Origin of the sequence: Streptomyces torulosus (assembly GCF_001419765.1) — a bacterium.
Taxonomy (GTDB): Bacteria; Actinomycetota; Actinomycetes; order Streptomycetales; family Streptomycetaceae; genus Streptomyces; species Streptomyces torulosus.
This window is the reverse complement of the sequence record NZ_LIRK01000720.1, coordinates 1-15985: the sequence shown is the minus strand read 5'-3', so window position 1 is coordinate 15985 and position 15985 is coordinate 1. Positions and strand designations below refer to the sequence as shown.

The following is a 15985-nucleotide window of genomic DNA, read 5'->3' as shown; positions in this document are numbered from 1 at the left end:
TCACTTTCGTAGCCAGCCATGCCCGCATCAGCGGGCCCCAATGGTTCTGGAGGCGAGGCCGGAAGGACCGTCAACCGGGGAGCGCAGTGAACCCATCGACCAGGCTGGAGCGAAGCGGAAGCCTGGTAGCGGGACGAAGTCCCGCCGGTCCGGGAGCGCAGCGGACGGACCGTCACCGGGCCTGCGCAGCAGGCCCGGTGTGCGGGTGGCGCAGCCACCCGCCGGCGCTCCCGCGGGGCGGGTACCACATCGCTGCGCGATGTGCAAGCGAACCCCCGCGCTGCGCGCGGGGGTTGCGCTCCCGCTCCGCGGGAGCGCCGGCGGGTGGCTGCGCCACCCGCACACCGGGCCTGCTGCGCAGGCCCGGTGACGGTCCGTCCGCTGCGCTCCCGGACCGGCGGGACTTCGTCCCGCTACCAGGCTTCCGCTTCGCTCCAGCCTGGTCGATGGGTTCACTGCGCTCCCCGGTTGACGGTCCTTCCGGCTGCGCCTCCAGAACCATTGGGGCCCGCTGATGCGGGCATGGCTGGCTACGAAAGTGAGGGTGCTCGTTCGCGTGGGTTCTAGTGTACCGCGTGCATCAGATTGATGCAGCATGTATCGTTGGCGGAAACACGGGACACCCGCCAACCATCCGAATGGGGCGCGGCTTTTGATGCGAGGTCAGCGCCGGAATTCGACTCCCCCAACTCATGCGAGGAATGAAGACCTGCGTACGTCGCAGTTACTGGAATTATTAGGTGACCTCGAGGTGGCTCGACCACTCCTCGATGGTGCAGTCACTGATATCGAGGACTCCTTGCTGTGCCGAGATGGGCCAGTCGGCGGTGAAAGAGAAGGTACCGGTAACTGCGGCTTCTCCTTGACGGTCTTGAATGCTGTCTCCATTCGGGGTGTCCTGGACCAGTGGAGCCATGAGGTAGGCATCGAATATTCCCTGAAACGTGAACTCCAGGACAGGTTCGTAGCGGTGGTAGTCGATCGTCTCGATGGTCACCTGGAGGTGGAGTATCTCGGCCGGGCCCGCGTTGGTACGCGACGGTTCAGTGATGCTCTCAAAATCGTGATGTACCTGGCTCTGGAGGAGTTCGACCAGGTCGTGCACGCGGGGCTGCAGCAGGTCTGTCAGCTGGCAGCCGCATACGTCCTGGAGGATTGACATGGCAGTGCGCCCCCGGGTGCGCAGGGACAGACTGACGTCCGGGATGAACACGTCGTGGAAATCATCGGGGTGCATGTCATCGATGATGACCTCATGGTAAGTAACGTAATCCGCTTTGTCCTCGTCTAGCAGTGCGAGCTTCTGCACAATCGCCGGAGCGTAAGTCTCGAATGCTTCCCGTGCTTTTGTCTGCGTCAAATCTGCCGCGATGGAGCGGAGCAAGTGATTGGAGAGGCGCGTCCCCGACCCGAATTTCTTGCATGCGGCGATCACGTCCGGGCGCAGCTTTGCAGCCTTGCTGAGCGCCAGGAGCATGACGCCCGCGCCTTTGAATGTCTGATTGCTCTTTTCCCGGTTGCACTTGGAACAGATGGGAGCGAGGTTCTCGGGACCGTGGAGGTCGAAACTGGATGTCAGGCTGTACTGCTTCTTGGAATCTCTGAGTTCTGCGGCAGAGGAACTCTGGGGGATGAGGTGATCGATCTGGGTGTCGGTGAAATCCTTCGGTCGGCCACACATATAGCAGCGGTTCTGCCACTGCTCGAGCAAAACCATTTTCAGAATGGAGTTGTCGCCACCGCTGCGGTAACGCACGTCTTCACCCGCCATGGAGCCTCCTGGCATGATCGCCCCGCTGCGGAGGCACCTGCCCTACAGACTGATTCAGCCCCGTTCGCGGTTCCGCGTCCCGCCGCCGCTCAGGCTGTTTGAGCAGTGGCGCTGCCGAAGGCCTGATCGAAGGGGTGGGCTCGATCAGTACGGATGAGGCGGTAGGCGCTGCTGTGGCGGAGTGCATGTTGGGCGTAGTGGAGGACCTCGGCTGGGGTGAGGACCTACCTGAACCAGCTAAACCGGTAAATACGGTGGTCAAACAGGGCGCCACCCGCTCAGAGGGTGCGGAGAGAATGCCGGTGATGACGGCAGCATGCAGCGGCTGCCGCTCCTTGCTTGTGACGAAGCCGTGCTCGTCATGGCGGTCCTCGACGCCGCCGGGAGCCACGCTCAGGGCGGGGCATCCGCTATACCGTCCGCACCCTGACCAGTCGCCTCGCCATGCGCCTGCCCGCGCTTTGGGACGGTCTCCCTTCACACCGTCACGGCCGCAGACTCTTCCCCCGGGCGTCCGGTCGCCTGCCGCACCCACACCGCCCCGCCGGGGCCCTTGCGGTGAGTGCCGGGATCTGAAGGGCGCCCGCGGGAATCCGATACCTGGAATGGGGCCTTTCCCCCGCCCTGGGCGACCGCGACGCGGGCCTGCCGGCGTTGCGGGAGACGGCTTTGTGGGTGGTCAGCTCGCCGCGCGCAGTGGCAGACGGCGGCCGAAGACGGTGTCGAAGGGGTGCGCCTGGCGGGTGCTGACCAGGCGGTAGGCGCCGTCGTGCCGGCGCTCGGCGTGGCCGGTGTAGTGGAGGACCTCGACCGGGGTCAGAACGCGCAGGTCCCCGAACACGTAGTACAGCGGGGTTGGCCGGTTGGCGGCGATGAACTGCAGGCCGGCGTGGACAGCTTCGTCGGCGACGGCGTACCGGCCGGAGGAGTTGCTGGGCATGCAGTCCTTCGCGTCGATGGTGACGACCTCGCCGGCGCGGGCGGCGATCAGGTCCGGAAACCAGCGCAGCGCCGAGGTGGTGCAGGCCAGGGCCTGTTGGATCGCGGGCGGGTAGGTGCCCTGCCCGCAACGTTCGACCGTCCACCCCTGCGCCGTGAGCGCTGATGCGACGCGCTGCTCGTGTGCGTCCCCGACCGCCTTGCGCTCCTGCCACCGCGTCACCACGACGTCCCCTCCCACACCTTCACTCCTGAGTGATACGAGCGTTCTCCTTCTTCGTACTACGCGCTCACCGTTATGATGCCCTTCATGGCGGCATACGCAGACCCACGTTTTCGTCCCACGCTCTGGCCGGGGACACCGGTTCCCCTGCCGGAGATGACACCCATGCACGGGGTCCGGGCCGAGGGTGACTGGATCGTGTGGACTGTCCAAGACCTCGACCGGGTCGCCGAAAGGACGTCGTTGCCGGATGACTTCTACCTGCGCGAGCTGATGGAAGTGGATCCGGCAGACCTGGACACCGTGGCCGGCTGGATGAACCAGTACGGGCGCCTGGGCGGCAGCATCGATGCCGGCAGCTGGGACTATGACGAACACAGCCGCCTGCAAGAGCTCGAGGAACGTGAACATCCCCGCTATGGCCCCTGGTCGCTCCACGGCGACCTCGTACGCCTCCACATCGGCGAGGCCCAGGCCGCCATCGCCACGTGGCTGGCATGCCGTCGCCCCGGTGGTCTGGACGAACTCGTCGAGACGGAAGTCACCGAACAGCACCTGGCCGACATCGCAGCCGAGAACGACCACGACAACAGCGGATACCCCAAAACCCTCGACGAGCTCCGCTCCGCCACCCTCGGCCTGCGGCTGGCCATGCTCCGGTCGGCCCTGCGCTACAACCTCGCAGCCTTCAGCGTCGGCCTGGGCAGTCTCACCGACCGGCAGCCGTCCATCCTCTCCGTCGCGTTCCTCCAGCTGTACAACCACCTCGCCGAGGACGCCACCATCCGCACCTGCGCGAACGAGACATGCGGGCGGGACTTCGTCCGCCAACGCGGCCGCGCCGAGTACGGCCAGAACCGCACCAGCGGCATCAAGTACTGCACCCGCGAATGCGCCCGCGCCCAAGCCCAACGCGAGCACCGACGCCGCAAGGCCGCCACGGCCCGGCCGGCCGTCGCCACCACGAAAGCCTCACCGGCCCCGCACGCAGAGGAGCGGCTCCGATGATCCACCTCCGCGAGCACCAGGTGACCGCGGTCGCCGCGATCCGTGCCTGGGCCGGCCGCCTCGAACGCGCCCCCGTTCCCACCCAGGGCGCCCGCGGCACCCTCGTCTCGGCGACCGGATCGGGCAAGACCATCACCGCCGCCTGGGCAGCACGAGACTGCTTCCCCAACGGCCGGATCCTCGTCACCGTCCCGACCCTTGACCTGCTCGTGCAGACAGCCCAGGCCTGGCGCCTGGTGGGCCACACCGCCCCGATGGTCGCGGTGTGCTCGCTGGAGAACGACCCGGTCCTGAACTCGCTGGGGGTGCGCACCACCACCAACCCCATCCAGCTCGCCCTGTGGGCGGGGTCCGGGCCGGTGGTCGTGTTCGCCACCTACGCCTCTCTCGTGGACCGCGAGGACCCGGAGGACCCGACGGGTCGGCGGAAGGTTCGCGGGCCCCTGGAGGCAGCGCTGGCGGGCGGGGAGCGCCTGTACGGCCAGCGCATGGACGGCTTCGACCTCGCCATCGTGGACGAGGCCCACGGAACCGCCGGTGATCTTGGCCGTCCGTGGGCCGCGATTCACGACAACCAGCGGATCCCCGCCGACTCCCGGCTCTACCTGACCGCGACCCCGCGCATCCTCGCCGCTCCCCGGCCACAGAAGGGCGCGGACGGCCAGGAGGTGGAGCTCGCGACCATGGTCGACGACCCGGAGGGCACCTACGGCGCATGGCTCGCCGAGCTTGGCCTGAGCGAGGCGATCGAGCGCGAAATCCTCGCCGGATTTGAGATCGACGTCCTGGAGATCCGCGACCCCTCGCCCGTCCTCGGGGAGTCCGAGGAGGCGCGGCGGGGCCGACGCCTGGCGCTGTTGCAGACGGCGCTCCTGGAGCACGCCGCCGCGTACAACCTGCGTACGGTCATGACATTCCACCAGAAGGTCGAGGAAGCCGCCGCGTTCGCGGAGAAGCTGCCCGAGACGGCAGCCGAGCTGTACATGAACGACGCCTCGGATGAGGACCTGGCCGCTGCGGACAAGCTGCCGAAGTCTTCGATCGACGCGGAGTTCTACGAACTCGAGGCCAGCCGCCATGTACCCCCGGACCGGGTGTGGTCGGCGTGGCTGTGCGGCGACCACCTCGTGTCCGAGCGGCGCGAGGTCCTGCGCCAGTTCGCCAACGGCATCGACGCGGCAGGGCACCGGGTCCACCGCGCCTTCCTCGCCAGCGTTCGCGTGCTCGGGGAAGGCGTAGACATCACCGGCGAGCGGGGAGTCGAGGCCGTCTGCTTCGCGGACACCCGCGGCTCCCAGGTGGAGATCGTGCAGAACATCGGCCGCGCGCTGAGGCTCAACAAGGACGGCTCCACCAAGGTGGCCAGGATCATCGTGCCGGTGTTCCTGGAGCACGGCGAGGACCCGCAGGACATGGTCGCCTCCGCCTCGTTCCGCCCCCTCGTAGCCGTCCTCCAAGGCCTCCGCAGTCACGATGAACGACTCGTCGAGCAGCTCGCCTCCCGCGCTCTCACCAGCGGGAAACGCAAGGTCCACGTTCGGCGAGACGAGGACGGGCAGATCGTCGGGGTTGGCGGCGAGGGTGACGGCGAGGACCAGGACGACACGCAGGCCGCTGCCGAAGCGGCGCTGCTGCACTTCTCCAGCCCGCGCGACGCGGCGACGATCGCGGCGTTCCTGCGCACCCGGGTCTACCGGCCGGAGTCGCTGGTGTGGCTGGAGGGTTATCAGGCCCTGCTGCGCTGGCGGGCGGAGAACGAGATCACCGGCGTCTACGCCGTGCCCTATGACGTTGAGGTCGAGGTCGGCGTCACGAAGGACTTCCCCCTCGGACGGTGGGTCCACCAGCAGCGCAAGGCGCTGCGGGCCGGAGAGCTGGAGGAGCGGCGCAAGACGCTGCTGGACGCTCCGGAGGCCGGGATGGTCTGGGAACCGGGAGAGGAGGCGTGGGAGGCCAAGCTCGCCGCGCTGCGGTCGTACCGGCGGGCCATGGGGCACCTCGCTCCGCGTCAGGACGCGGTGTGGGGCGAGGGCGAGGCGATGGTGCCCATCGGGCAGCACATGGCCAACCTTCGGCGCAAGGGCGGTCTCGGGAAGGCCCCGAAGCGGGCGGCGGAGCGCGCGCAACAGCTGGCCGCGATCGACCCGGACTGGGACTGCTCGTGGCCACTGGACTGGCAGCGCCACTACCGCGTCCTCGCGGACCTGGTCGACGCCGACGGCAGCCTGCCCGAGATCCAGCCCGGCGTGCTGTTCGAGGGCGACGACATCGGACGGTGGCTCCAGCAGCAGAAGCAGCCGGGCACCTGGGCGCAGCTGTCCACCGAGCAGCAGGAACGACTGTCTCAGCTGGGCGTACAGCCCTCTGAGGCGCCCCCTCCGGCCCCGGCGTCTACGCGTACGGCGAAGGGCCCGAGCAAGGCGGAACAGGCGTTCCAGCGCGGCCTGGCAGCCCTCGCACAGTGGGTTGAACGAGAAGGCGCCCACCGGCCTGTACCGCGCGGCCACGCTGAGGAGATCGCGGTCGACGGCGAGACGGAGCCAGTGGTCGTGAAACTGGGCGTCTGGACATCGAACACCCGTTCCAGGTGGGACAAGCTCACCCCCGAGCAACAGGCCGCCGTCGCCGCCCTGGGCGTGCCCTGGGCGAAGGCAGCGGTGCCGGCCCCGTCCAGCCCGGCGTCGGTGGACGACGGCTCCGTCCAGCCCGCGCCGCCGAACACGCAGGCGCAGGAAGACCACGACCAGGGCGACACGGTGCCGGAGGAAGAGCGCCAGACCGCGCGGGGCACGGCACGGATGCAGCGCATCAACGAACTGGTGCGCAACCACACCAAGGCCGAACTGCTGCGCATGGCCTACGCAGGCGGCCTCGTTCCGTACAACAACCCCGAGAAATGGCGCAAGGACGAAATCGCCTCCACCGTCGTCGACACCGAGGTCCGCACCGCCGGCCGGTCCGCCCCGGCCCGACCCGCCGCGATCCCCGCACGTCCCGTCCTGGCACAGCTGCTGCAGGACCACCATGACGAGTGCGACAAGTCGGTGTACGAGGGCGGCACTTGCACCTGCGACCTCATCGAGCAGTACGGACCGCCCTCGGACCGGGACGACTACTGAGACGGGCCCCGACCATTCCCCACTTCACCGGACCCCGGGCCTTTCGAGGCCTGGGGTCTCGTGTTGTCGGCTGGCAGATAGCCGCTTCTACGCGTCCCAGCCCGTGATCGGTCGGCGGAAAGCGGAAAACCCAAGCGCGGTCTCTCCCGGTTCCCGACCATAGATCCCATGAACATCAAGATCACCGGGCCCGGAAGCAGAGATCCGCAACGGATCGCCGAACTCACTCCCCAGGCGAGCGAGAACGTGACGGGCCAGCACGTCGTTTCGAAGGTGCTGTTGCGTGAATGGGCCGCCGCCGTGAAGCACGCCACCGTTGGGCACGTGCAACCCTACGATCTGCAACACCCGGAGCGTCGGCTCAACACCCGACCGCCTCGTGGCGTCGGAAAGATCGAGAACTTTGTGCCGTGGGCTTCCACGTCGCTAGAGACCAAGTGGGGCCTAGTCGAGGGGGAACTACCCGACGCCCTCGCCGCGGTCAAAGCGGGAACCGCACTTGGAGAGCCGCGTACCACCGGGATTCTGCGTGACCTGATCGCGTTGCACTACATCCGGTCCCACCACTACCGCGAGGCCTTCAACCGCGTTCTCACCGAGTTCCTGCCGCAGCAACGAGAGTGGCTCCTCACCGAGCGTGCTGGCCAACTGGAGGCCGCCTACTTGCAGCACACGGGGCGGCCCGCGGCCGGACCGGAGGACTTGGCTGCCATCGCCGACGAGATCTTCAGCCCGATGCTCGACGAGTTCCACGAAGGATCACTGCTTCGCGTGCGCATCGAGGCTTCCTTCGACCAAACCCGCCAGCTCATAGCTCGGTATGCCCTGGAGATCCTGGAGCCCGAAGAGGGCGAATTCCTGATCGGAGACAACCCTGCTCTGACCGTACGCAAGGAAGGCGACAGCCTCTCCCACGGCATGGCCCTTCTCGACTCGCACACCACCGTTCTCCCTATCGGACCCCACCACATGCTGGCACTGGGGCCGGCTCCCCTCTATGGCCGCCTCGCCAAGTCCGCCGTCGACAAGATGAACGCGCTGCAGATCAAAGCCGCCCGCGAATACGTGTACACCCGCCCGAACAGCTCCCTCGCCGCGACAGTCCGAGAAGGAGCCACCTCAAGATCACCGAGGCCATAGATCAGGTACCTGTTCATCGAGCGCCTGGCGGTCGATATCTGCGTACGCTCGAGCAGTACGGACCGCCCTCCGACCGAGACGACTTCCGACACGAGCCCCTGGGCCGTCGCGGCCCAGGGTCTCTCGCCTTCAGGGTGATGGCGTGAGCCGGTGCCAGATGAAGATGCAGCTCTCCAGGCTGGCGAGTGACGGCCGACGCAGCACGGACCGGATCCGCTCGGGCCCCACCAGGACGACGGGCATCCGGCGTTCATAACCCTGGAACAGGCTCCACAGCCCGTAGACGTACTGCAGGGCCTCGGTCCGCAGCAGATGAGCATCGCGAACGACCACCACCGGCCAGGAACGGCGGGCAAGTACGTCCTCGACAGCCCGCTGCGTGTCGGCCAGCCTCCGCGGCCGGACACCAAGGTGCAGAGCGGCGTGGAACGCGTCCCAGAGCGCCGCGAGGCTGCCCGGCACGGCGGTCGCGACCCCGACGGAGTCGGCCCCGTCGCAGCGGCTCAGAGCAGCCTCCACCCGGCCTCGCCCTGGACGTCCTCCGGCGCGATGACGCACAGCAGCGTGCGGTTCCGGGGACTGGCCAAGCGCCGTGTGCCGAGCGCATTACGGTTCTCCGATGGACCAGGATGAGATCCGCGACGAGTTGGTGAGTTCTGCACGGCGATGGGCCCGGACAGCCATCGACGCCTACCTTGAAGATCCTTCGGACCAGGACTTCGCAGTCCATCACATGGCTGTGGCTGTCGAGCACCTGGCCAAAGCGTGTTTGGTATCCGTCGCACTCACGCTGCTGGCCAATCCCAAGCCTTCTGTAGAGGATCTGCTGGTACTGGGCGGCCAAGATGACATGGTGGCGAGGGGACGCGCCGGGCTCAGGACCGTCGGCGGCGCGGAGGCCGTGACGAGACTCGCGCAGGTGGGGCAGAAAAAAGCGCCAGCGCAACTCGATGCGTTGAGGGATGCCCGCAACGGCGTCACGCACATGGGGTGGGGGCGGCCGTCTGACGAGTGCAGGGACCTGCTGGTAGCTGGTGTGACGTACATCGATTCCCTGCTGCCCAATCTGGCGAAGGAACCGGAGTGGTTCTGGGAAAACCATCACGAGGTGTGCAAGGACCTCGTAGAGAAGACGACAGACGAGCTGAAGTTGCGCTACGCGGCGAAGATCCGGCGGGCGCAGGCGACCTTCGCGACCAAGACAAAGAGCCTGTCCGCCGCCGAGAGGACGGCCGTGGTCGCCAGTCTGTCGGCCGCGCATCTGCCCAGCCGATGGCTCCTGCACGTCCCCGCACAGTGTCCGGCATGCGACAGTCCTGCCTTCATCAGCGGGCGGGACAAGAGTGGGGACTACGGAGACATCTGGTTCTTCCCGCGCTTCTTCGGGTGCCGGGTCTGCGAGCTCACGCTGAACGGACCCGAACTTGACCTCGCGGATATGAGAGCCCATTCCCTGCACACCGAAGAAGAGGTGGATGACAACTGGGAACCCGACTTCGACTGATCCAGCGGCGTATCACGTCGTCTGGGGGTCGGGGGCCCTGCCTTGATGCTGAGGCAGGGCCCACGTGCCGCTGGCGGAGCAGCTACGGGCAGCTGTCAGGGGTACGGCCCAGAAGCGTTCGGAAGAAGTCGGTGAGCACGGGGCGGGCGTGCTCGCGGTCGCGCAGTTCGTCGTGGCCGAACCGGAACACTTCGTATCCGCGGAACTTCAGGTCGCGGTCACCGGCCATGGTGGCGGAGTACTTTGCGCTGTCGGGTACGGCTCCTCCGTCGCGCGTGTAGTGCTGCATGCCGTCGACTTCCAGCACCACGCGGCGGTTCCCGGGCAGCAGCATGAGGAAGTCCATGCGGAGGTTCTGCATGGCACGCTCCCCGCGCTCGCGGATGGTCTTGGGGTCCCAATGCACCCATATCTCTGGCAGGAGCGCGGGTACGTCAGGCAGTTGGCCCTTGTAGAGGTTGTGGTAGAGCCAGAACAGGTTCTTCTGGCCTGCGGATTCACGTGGCAGGGAAGCCTGCATGCGGTCGTAAAGGGTGTGGCTGGCCGTCTCCGTGTCCGCGATGCTGCGGGTTTCCTGCCACCAGGACAGCAGGTCGCTCCAGAGGAGCCCGTTCTTGCCGACCGGGTGGTTGTAGACCAGGATCTTGTCGGCTTGTTCGGCGATCTCAATGTCGTTGTCGAGGGCGCTGGTGAAGCGGATGTCGGGCTTTCCTTGGGTGGCGAAGATAAGGTTGCGCGGCCGGCGGGCGGTGCCGCGACCGAGCTGGTGCAGGTGGAACTGGGGGTATCCGTCCGTCTCCCCTTCTTGACGGAGCTGTACGCCGACCGGCTGCAGATGGCGGTCGGCCAGTTCGACGAAGCGGCGCTGTGCCTGCTCGTCAGGAAGAACTTCTGGGGCGGCCAGGCCCTCGATGAAGCGGCCGAATCGAGGATGTGGGGCTTCGAAGGCTCTGAGCTGCTCGAAGAGGTCCTCGGTCGACCAGTCGTCTGGAAACCTGATCACGTGGCGCTGGATGTCGGAGCGCAGGGTGCCAAGGTGGGCCCCCACACGTTGGACTCGTCCTCACCGAGATCCCACAGGCTGCCCAGCAGGGCGAGAAAGCGGTCCGGATACTTGAGGTGGTCGGAGAGGTCGAGTTCCTTGGCCAACTCTCGCCGCGTACGGCCGGGTATTTCCACGTAGTCGCCACCGAGCCACACAACGTCCTGCAGCTCCATCTTCTGGGGAGCTAGAAGCGGCTCGCTGTCGAGAACTGCCTGAGCCACATGAGGCAGCCGGTCGTCCGGGCAGGCCCTCAGGCTCGCGGTCAAGCGCTCGTGTTTGGTCGCTTGGTCTTTGGGAGGAGGCGAGGGCAAGCCAAGCCGATCGCACAGCGCTGGCAGGTCCTCATGCCCATATCGCTGGTACAGCGTGATGCACACGCCTTCGATAAGGCTCCGCAACCGCTGAAGGTCCATCTGCTCAGCCATCCCACGATGATGAGCCAGGCCACGCTTCGGATTCCAGACGCGGCCGCACTGGACCGTCCACGAGTTCTCCTTCGAGGTGAGAACGGGTTCTGCAGAAGGTACGAGGCCACAGGCTGGCGGTCCTCGGTCAGTGGGAGTCTCGCCGACTGGTCTCAGGGCCTCGCCTTTTCACTGTTCCTGTTCCAGCGGGCCCGTCGGCTCAGCTTCAGCCTGCCCTTGCGGCTGTGTCAGGGCGTCAGGGATGAAGTGTGAGTAGCTCTCGCGTAGGTGCTGGGTGACGCGGTCGTCGGTCGCCTCGTAGTTCAGCTGCTCCTGGAAGAACCGCAGCTTCTTCTCCCCAGCGTCGAGGATCTCGCCCCAGCTCTTGACCCAGACCTCGTAGTTGTCCTGTACGTCGGCGAGGCCGGCGGGGCGGTCCTTCTGCCGGATGTCGCGACGGATCTTGTCCGAGTAGTTGTAGGTGACGAGGTAGAAGCGCCACTTGCAGCCGACCCCGCTGTACTGGGGGTCGTCGATGATGGCCCGGGCGTAGCCCTTGATCTGATCGAGTTCTTTCGGGCCGACCTTCACGGTGGGCCGCTTGAGTTCGATGACGAGGCGCTCGGTACTGTTGTCGTCCCGGCGGCTGCGGAACATCAGGATGTCGACCCGGCCGCTGCGCCCGTCCGGTTGGGTGACGGGTTCGAGTTCGTGCTCCAGGACGACGTCTTCACCGAGGTGGTCTTCCAGGTGGGCCTGGAGGACGTTGGTGAGTCCGAGTTCGCTCCTGGTCATGTGCCAGTCCTCGCCGAACAGCCAGAGGTTCTTGTTGACCATGGGGTGGAGCTGGTCGACCTCGCGCAGGCTCTCGCGAAGGTCATCGTCGGCGAGGAGCTTGCGCAGAAGCTGGATGAAGTTCAGGCGGTTGGTGACGGTGGTGGCCGCGCCAATGACGTGGGTCAGGTCGGTGCTGTCGAGGAGGTTCTTCAGGTGCCGGCGGTCGTCGTCGCTGAGCGACAGGACCTTTTCGAGGATGGTGTGAAGGTCGCCGGGGTTGCTCTCCAGGGCTGTGCGGATGAGGTTGACGGAGAGACTGCGGGCGGCCCTTTTGTTGGGCAGCGCGTGGCGAGCGGCGGTGACGACGACGTCGAAGGTCTGGCGCTCTATGGCGAGCGTGCCGGTCGCCGGTTGGTCGTCGTAGGGGTAGATGCCTTCGGTCTTCAGCTGTCGCACGACCTCTGCCGAGATCTGGGCACCGCGAACGGCCAGGTGCCTCTGGACAGCCTTGAGGGCCGCGTCCAGGAGCCCGGAGTGGGACATGGTCAGGCCGTGCAGGTCATCGACAGATAGGCCGTTGAACAGGTTGGCGCGCAGGTACGGGGTGAAGCTGATGATGCCGTCGGACCAGTCGCTGCCGTGCTCGCCGAGGGCGATGCCGTCGGCGTTGCAGATGAGCATCCTGCGGTCGCTCATCCGCTTGTTCCACTCGACAAAGGTCACGACCGGGGACGGGTCCTCGCCGGCGTACTCCTCCGGCAGATCCAGCTCGAGGTCGATGGGTTCGCCCACCATGATGTCGCTGGGGTCGAGGCGCTTGCCGTCGAACGTGACCCGCACGTGCGGATAGGCCCGGAGGTAGAACGCCAGCTTCGCGGTGAGGTTCGCGGCGGCGTCATCGCGCTCCAGGCTGCTCAGGGGCTTGCCCTGGGGAACAGAGATGCGAACCGTCGTGCCGGGCTTGTCCCGGGTCGGCTCCGTCTCCTCAACCTGCCAGACGGTGGCGTGTTCGGCGTTGCCGCGGATCCTGACCCCGACCAAGACGTCGCCGAAATCCAGGGACTTCCAGGCAGCGGACTCCCAGGTGAGCTGGTCACCCAGGGCGAAGGCGAAGAGGCGGCCTTCACCGTTGCGGCCGTGCAGGATGCGCTGCCCGCCCTCGGTATGCGTCCTGGCCGTCTTCCAGGTCGTGCCATACGCCTGGAAGGCGGTGCGCGCCCGCTCGGGCGTCATGCCGTGACCGTTGTCGCTCACGACGACGTCGGTGATCGCCGTCATGCTGGAGCGGCGCAGTTCGACGTCGACCTCGGTGGCGTTGGCGTCCAGGGCGTTCCACACCAGTTCGGCCACCGCCGTGATCTGAGACTTCCTTTTGAACTGGAGAATCTTGCGCTCGCCGACCGAGAGCTCGAACTCCGTCAGCGGCGGTCCGCTCTGCGCCGGCAGTGCGGCGCTGACCACGTGCACGCCAACTCCCCTGCGAGCAGCGCCCTCTGTGTTGTGATCCCCAGACATGCGGCGACCGTACCGGTTGCACACAGTTCAGTACACATTGCCTTGCGTAAAAGGATCCCACTGTCACCCACGGCGGTGCGGCAGCTGCGTCGGCCCCTGCTCTGGCTGCCAACGCGCCACGCTCCGGTGGACTGCCCCTGTGCCAGTGCCCGCGACTGTTGGGGGCCCGCCATGCGCCTCACCAGCACCTGTGCGCAGGGCTGACCGCTGCGCCCTCAGTTCAGTGAACCGAGGGCGCCTCGCCGTTCACCCTCCTCAGGGCGTGGTGGCTTCCACCGGCTCTTCGTTGCCGTCCGCGCTGCAAGAAGTCTTCTGCCACCAGTTCAGGAGACAGCCTCTGACGAGGTAGCCGAAGGTATGGAGATGCATCGGCAGGTCCTTCGAGAGCCACGCGGCGTTACCGGCGGCTGCCGCGAGGGACGAGGGACGCTCATCCGCTGTCGTCGTTCCATGGCCCCCAAACGGCACTTGGCACAGCGGAGAGGGGAAGGGCACACCTCCATGCAGCCGCTCGGACCGGTACTCGTACACCTTGCCGACTGCCTTCCTGAGCTTCGACCAGGACCAGTCGACCTGCGCGTAAGCTTCGGGCCGCTCCGGCGGCGGCCCGGGGTGATGCATCTTGACGAAGGACATGAAACGGGCGGTGGCTTTCACGATCCCTACGAGATCTGCAGCCACTGCTTCGAGGTGCGCTTCACCCCCTGCTTCGAGCAGCTGCTTCGCCAGGGCCGGCTTCTCCTGGCGGAGCAAGTCGGCAGGGAAGACCCCGCTGAGCGCTTCGCGTCCGGCGATCACCTCAAGCGCGGACACAAGGAAGAGCCAGGCGAGTTCGGGATCGGTGTCGGCCACCCACAGGGCGTCGCGGAACTGGCGAGCGGCCCGGACCAGGGCTACGGCGTCTTCGCGGTCCAGCGCAAGGTACCGGTCCATCCAGCCGTCCAGGGACTCCATGCCGATCTGCTCGGGCACGGGGTAGATCGGGTGCTCGGTCGCCGTCCATTCAGGGACGCGGTGGCGCAAGAACTCCGGGGTTCCTCTGGAAGCAGTGTCTGTGAAGCGCCGTACCTGGCCGCCGGATCGCAGACGTATTCCAGCAACGAGAGACAGCACGCACGCGATCTCGTCTTCGAGCGTGAGGTTCAGCCAGGCGGTGACGTCGGTCTTGTCCATCGGCTGCACGTCAAGGGGAGGAAAGTGATCATCCAGGTACAGCGCCAGCACCGGAGCAAGGCGCCCTTTCTCCGGGAAGCCGAACGAGTTGGTCAAGACGTAGGGATGGCATGCGAGCTCCCTGTCACCCGCCACCCGGGTATCGGAGTACAGCAGGAACTCAGCTCCTCCCATACGCTCGCACCCGCGCTCCACGAAGTGCCGTGCGTTCCAGCTCCACGGTGCCGAAACGTCGAACACGGTCTGTTCATCCATGGAGGCAACGGTGACGGCAGCAGCGCCCTCTCCACAACGTATTTGATCGTGTGCTGCTCCCCTCATGCTCATGCGCGCCACTGTGATCGGCAGGTATCGGCTCGGAGATCGGCCACCTGACTGACTCCATCCGCAGCCGCCCTGCGAGGTGGAAGGCATTCCAGATGTCATGGACTCTGCCGGAGCCGATGCTCACCGAGACGGTGCGCAGTCCCGCCCTGCCTCCACGGTCGGCTGCGGAGCCCAAATGGGACGGGTTTCGAGCTCTCGTCTCCGTCGATGCGAGCCAAGTGGTGCTGCGCTCCAGGCGCGGCACCGAAATGGGGCCGTCGTTTCCGGAGGTCGCTGCCGGGGCCGTGCAGCTGCCGGACGCGACCGCGCTGGACGGCGAGCTGGTCGTATGGGACACCGCGGGACGGCTCGCCTTCGAGCAGCTACAGAACCGGCTTCAGCGGCGCGGCGCCGGGGCAGCCCGGGCAGCGGGCGAGTGGCCGGCCCACTTCGTCGCGTTCGATCTGCTGCGCCTGTCTGGGACGGACACGACCGGGTGGCCGTACCGGCGGCGCAGGGCCACGCTGGAGTCCGTGTTCACCGCCCGCCGGCTCATCGCGCCGTGGGCCCTGTGCCCGTCGACCACCGAGGCCGACGTCGTGCGCGAGTGGCTGACGTGGGCGTCGGTCGGGATGGAGGGCGTGGTCTTCAAGAGGCTGGACGACGCCTACCGCCCGTCGGTGAGAGGCTGGCAGAAATACAAGGTCCGCGAGACGATCGAGGCGATCGTCGGCGCGATCACCGGCTCTCCGGCCGCTCCCCGCACCCTGCTGCTCGGCAGGTACGACGATCAAGGCCGCCTTCAGTACGTCGGCCGCACCACCACCCTCGCCCAAGCGGCAGGTGCGGCGGTCGCCGGCCTGCTCGCTCCGGGGCGGCGCGATCATCCGTGGACAGGCTGGTCGTTCTCCGCCGGGTGGGGCAGCCAGGAGAAGCTGAACGTCACGCTGGTGGAACCCGAGCTGGTGGTGGAAGTCGGCGTCGACGTCGCCCGCGACGCCTACGGCCGGTGGCGACATCCCGCACGCTGGCACCGTTCCCGCCCCGACCTCTCCCCCGCC

The 15985-nt window shown here is 67.0% G+C and carries 11 protein-coding genes and 1 pseudogene; 5 read left to right on the top strand and 7 right to left on the bottom strand.

Translation table 11 applies throughout. The features are described from left to right. Positions 1-736 precede the first annotated feature (736 nt). Both AOK23_RS38425 and AOK23_RS38420 read right to left on the bottom strand, forming a co-directional pair. On the bottom strand, positions 737-1771 hold the full coding sequence (locus tag AOK23_RS38425; RefSeq protein WP_055717101.1) for an HNH endonuclease: 1035 nt from the start codon (positions 1769-1771) through the stop codon (positions 737-739). 679 nt (positions 1772-2450) lie between these two features. Continuing rightward, entirely contained in the window at positions 2451-2951 is a 501-nt protein-coding gene (locus AOK23_RS38420) for a hypothetical protein (protein WP_240496752.1), read from the bottom strand. 180 nt (positions 2952-3131) lie between these two features. Here AOK23_RS38420 and AOK23_RS38415 point away from each other — a divergent pair, with 180 nt between their 5' ends. From AOK23_RS38415 to AOK23_RS38405, 3 genes and pseudogenes are all read left to right on the top strand, one after another. Continuing rightward, positions 3132-3941, top strand: a complete 810-nt coding sequence (locus AOK23_RS38415; RefSeq protein ID WP_240496751.1) for a hypothetical protein — start codon at positions 3132-3134, stop codon at positions 3939-3941. After that, positions 3938-6589, top strand: a pseudogene (locus AOK23_RS38410) (helicase associated domain-containing protein); the annotation flags it as partial. The gene AOK23_RS38415 and the pseudogene AOK23_RS38410, both read left to right, overlap by 4 nt. A gap of 639 nt (positions 6590-7228) precedes the next feature. Then, on the top strand, positions 7229-8200 hold the full coding sequence (locus AOK23_RS38405) for a DUF4238 domain-containing protein (protein ID WP_055717098.1): 972 nt from the start codon (positions 7229-7231) through the stop codon (positions 8198-8200). 129 nt (positions 8201-8329) lie between these two features. On the opposite strand, the gene AOK23_RS38400 is transcribed toward AOK23_RS38405, so the two are convergent. After that, entirely contained in the window at positions 8330-8719 is a 390-nt protein-coding gene (locus AOK23_RS38400) for a hypothetical protein (RefSeq protein ID WP_055717097.1), read from the bottom strand. Positions 8720-8819: 100 nt separating this feature from the next. On the opposite strand from AOK23_RS38400, the gene AOK23_RS38395 reads away from it, so the two are divergent. Continuing rightward, on the top strand, positions 8820-9704 hold the full coding sequence (locus AOK23_RS38395) for a hypothetical protein (RefSeq protein ID WP_055717096.1): 885 nt from the start codon (positions 8820-8822) through the stop codon (positions 9702-9704). 82 nt (positions 9705-9786) lie between these two features. Here AOK23_RS38395 and AOK23_RS38390 read toward each other — a convergent pair whose 3' ends face one another. The 4 genes from AOK23_RS38390 to AOK23_RS38375 all read right to left on the bottom strand — a co-directional run bounded on the left by AOK23_RS38390 (position 9787) and on the right by AOK23_RS38375 (position 14873). Further along, positions 9787-10752, bottom strand: coding sequence for an AbiJ-related protein (locus AOK23_RS38390; protein WP_055717095.1), 966 nt, complete (start codon positions 10750-10752; stop codon positions 9787-9789). After that, positions 10704-11174, bottom strand: a complete 471-nt coding sequence (locus AOK23_RS38385) for a hypothetical protein (protein ID WP_055717094.1) — start codon at positions 11172-11174, stop codon at positions 10704-10706. The genes AOK23_RS38390 and AOK23_RS38385 overlap by 49 nt, the downstream gene beginning before the upstream one ends. Before the next feature lie 168 nt (positions 11175-11342). Further along, a complete protein-coding gene (locus tag AOK23_RS38380; RefSeq protein ID WP_240496750.1) occupies positions 11343-13397 on the bottom strand; it encodes an ATP-binding protein in 2055 nt (684 codons plus the stop codon). 303 nt (positions 13398-13700) lie between these two features. Then, positions 13701-14873, bottom strand: coding sequence for a hypothetical protein (locus tag AOK23_RS38375; RefSeq protein WP_055717093.1), 1173 nt, complete (start codon positions 14871-14873; stop codon positions 13701-13703). Between the two features lie 164 nt (positions 14874-15037). On the opposite strand from AOK23_RS38375, the gene AOK23_RS38370 reads away from it, so the two are divergent. Next, positions 15038-15985: ATP-dependent DNA ligase (locus AOK23_RS38370; RefSeq protein WP_055717102.1), on the top strand; the 948-nt coding region annotated here is incomplete at its 3' end.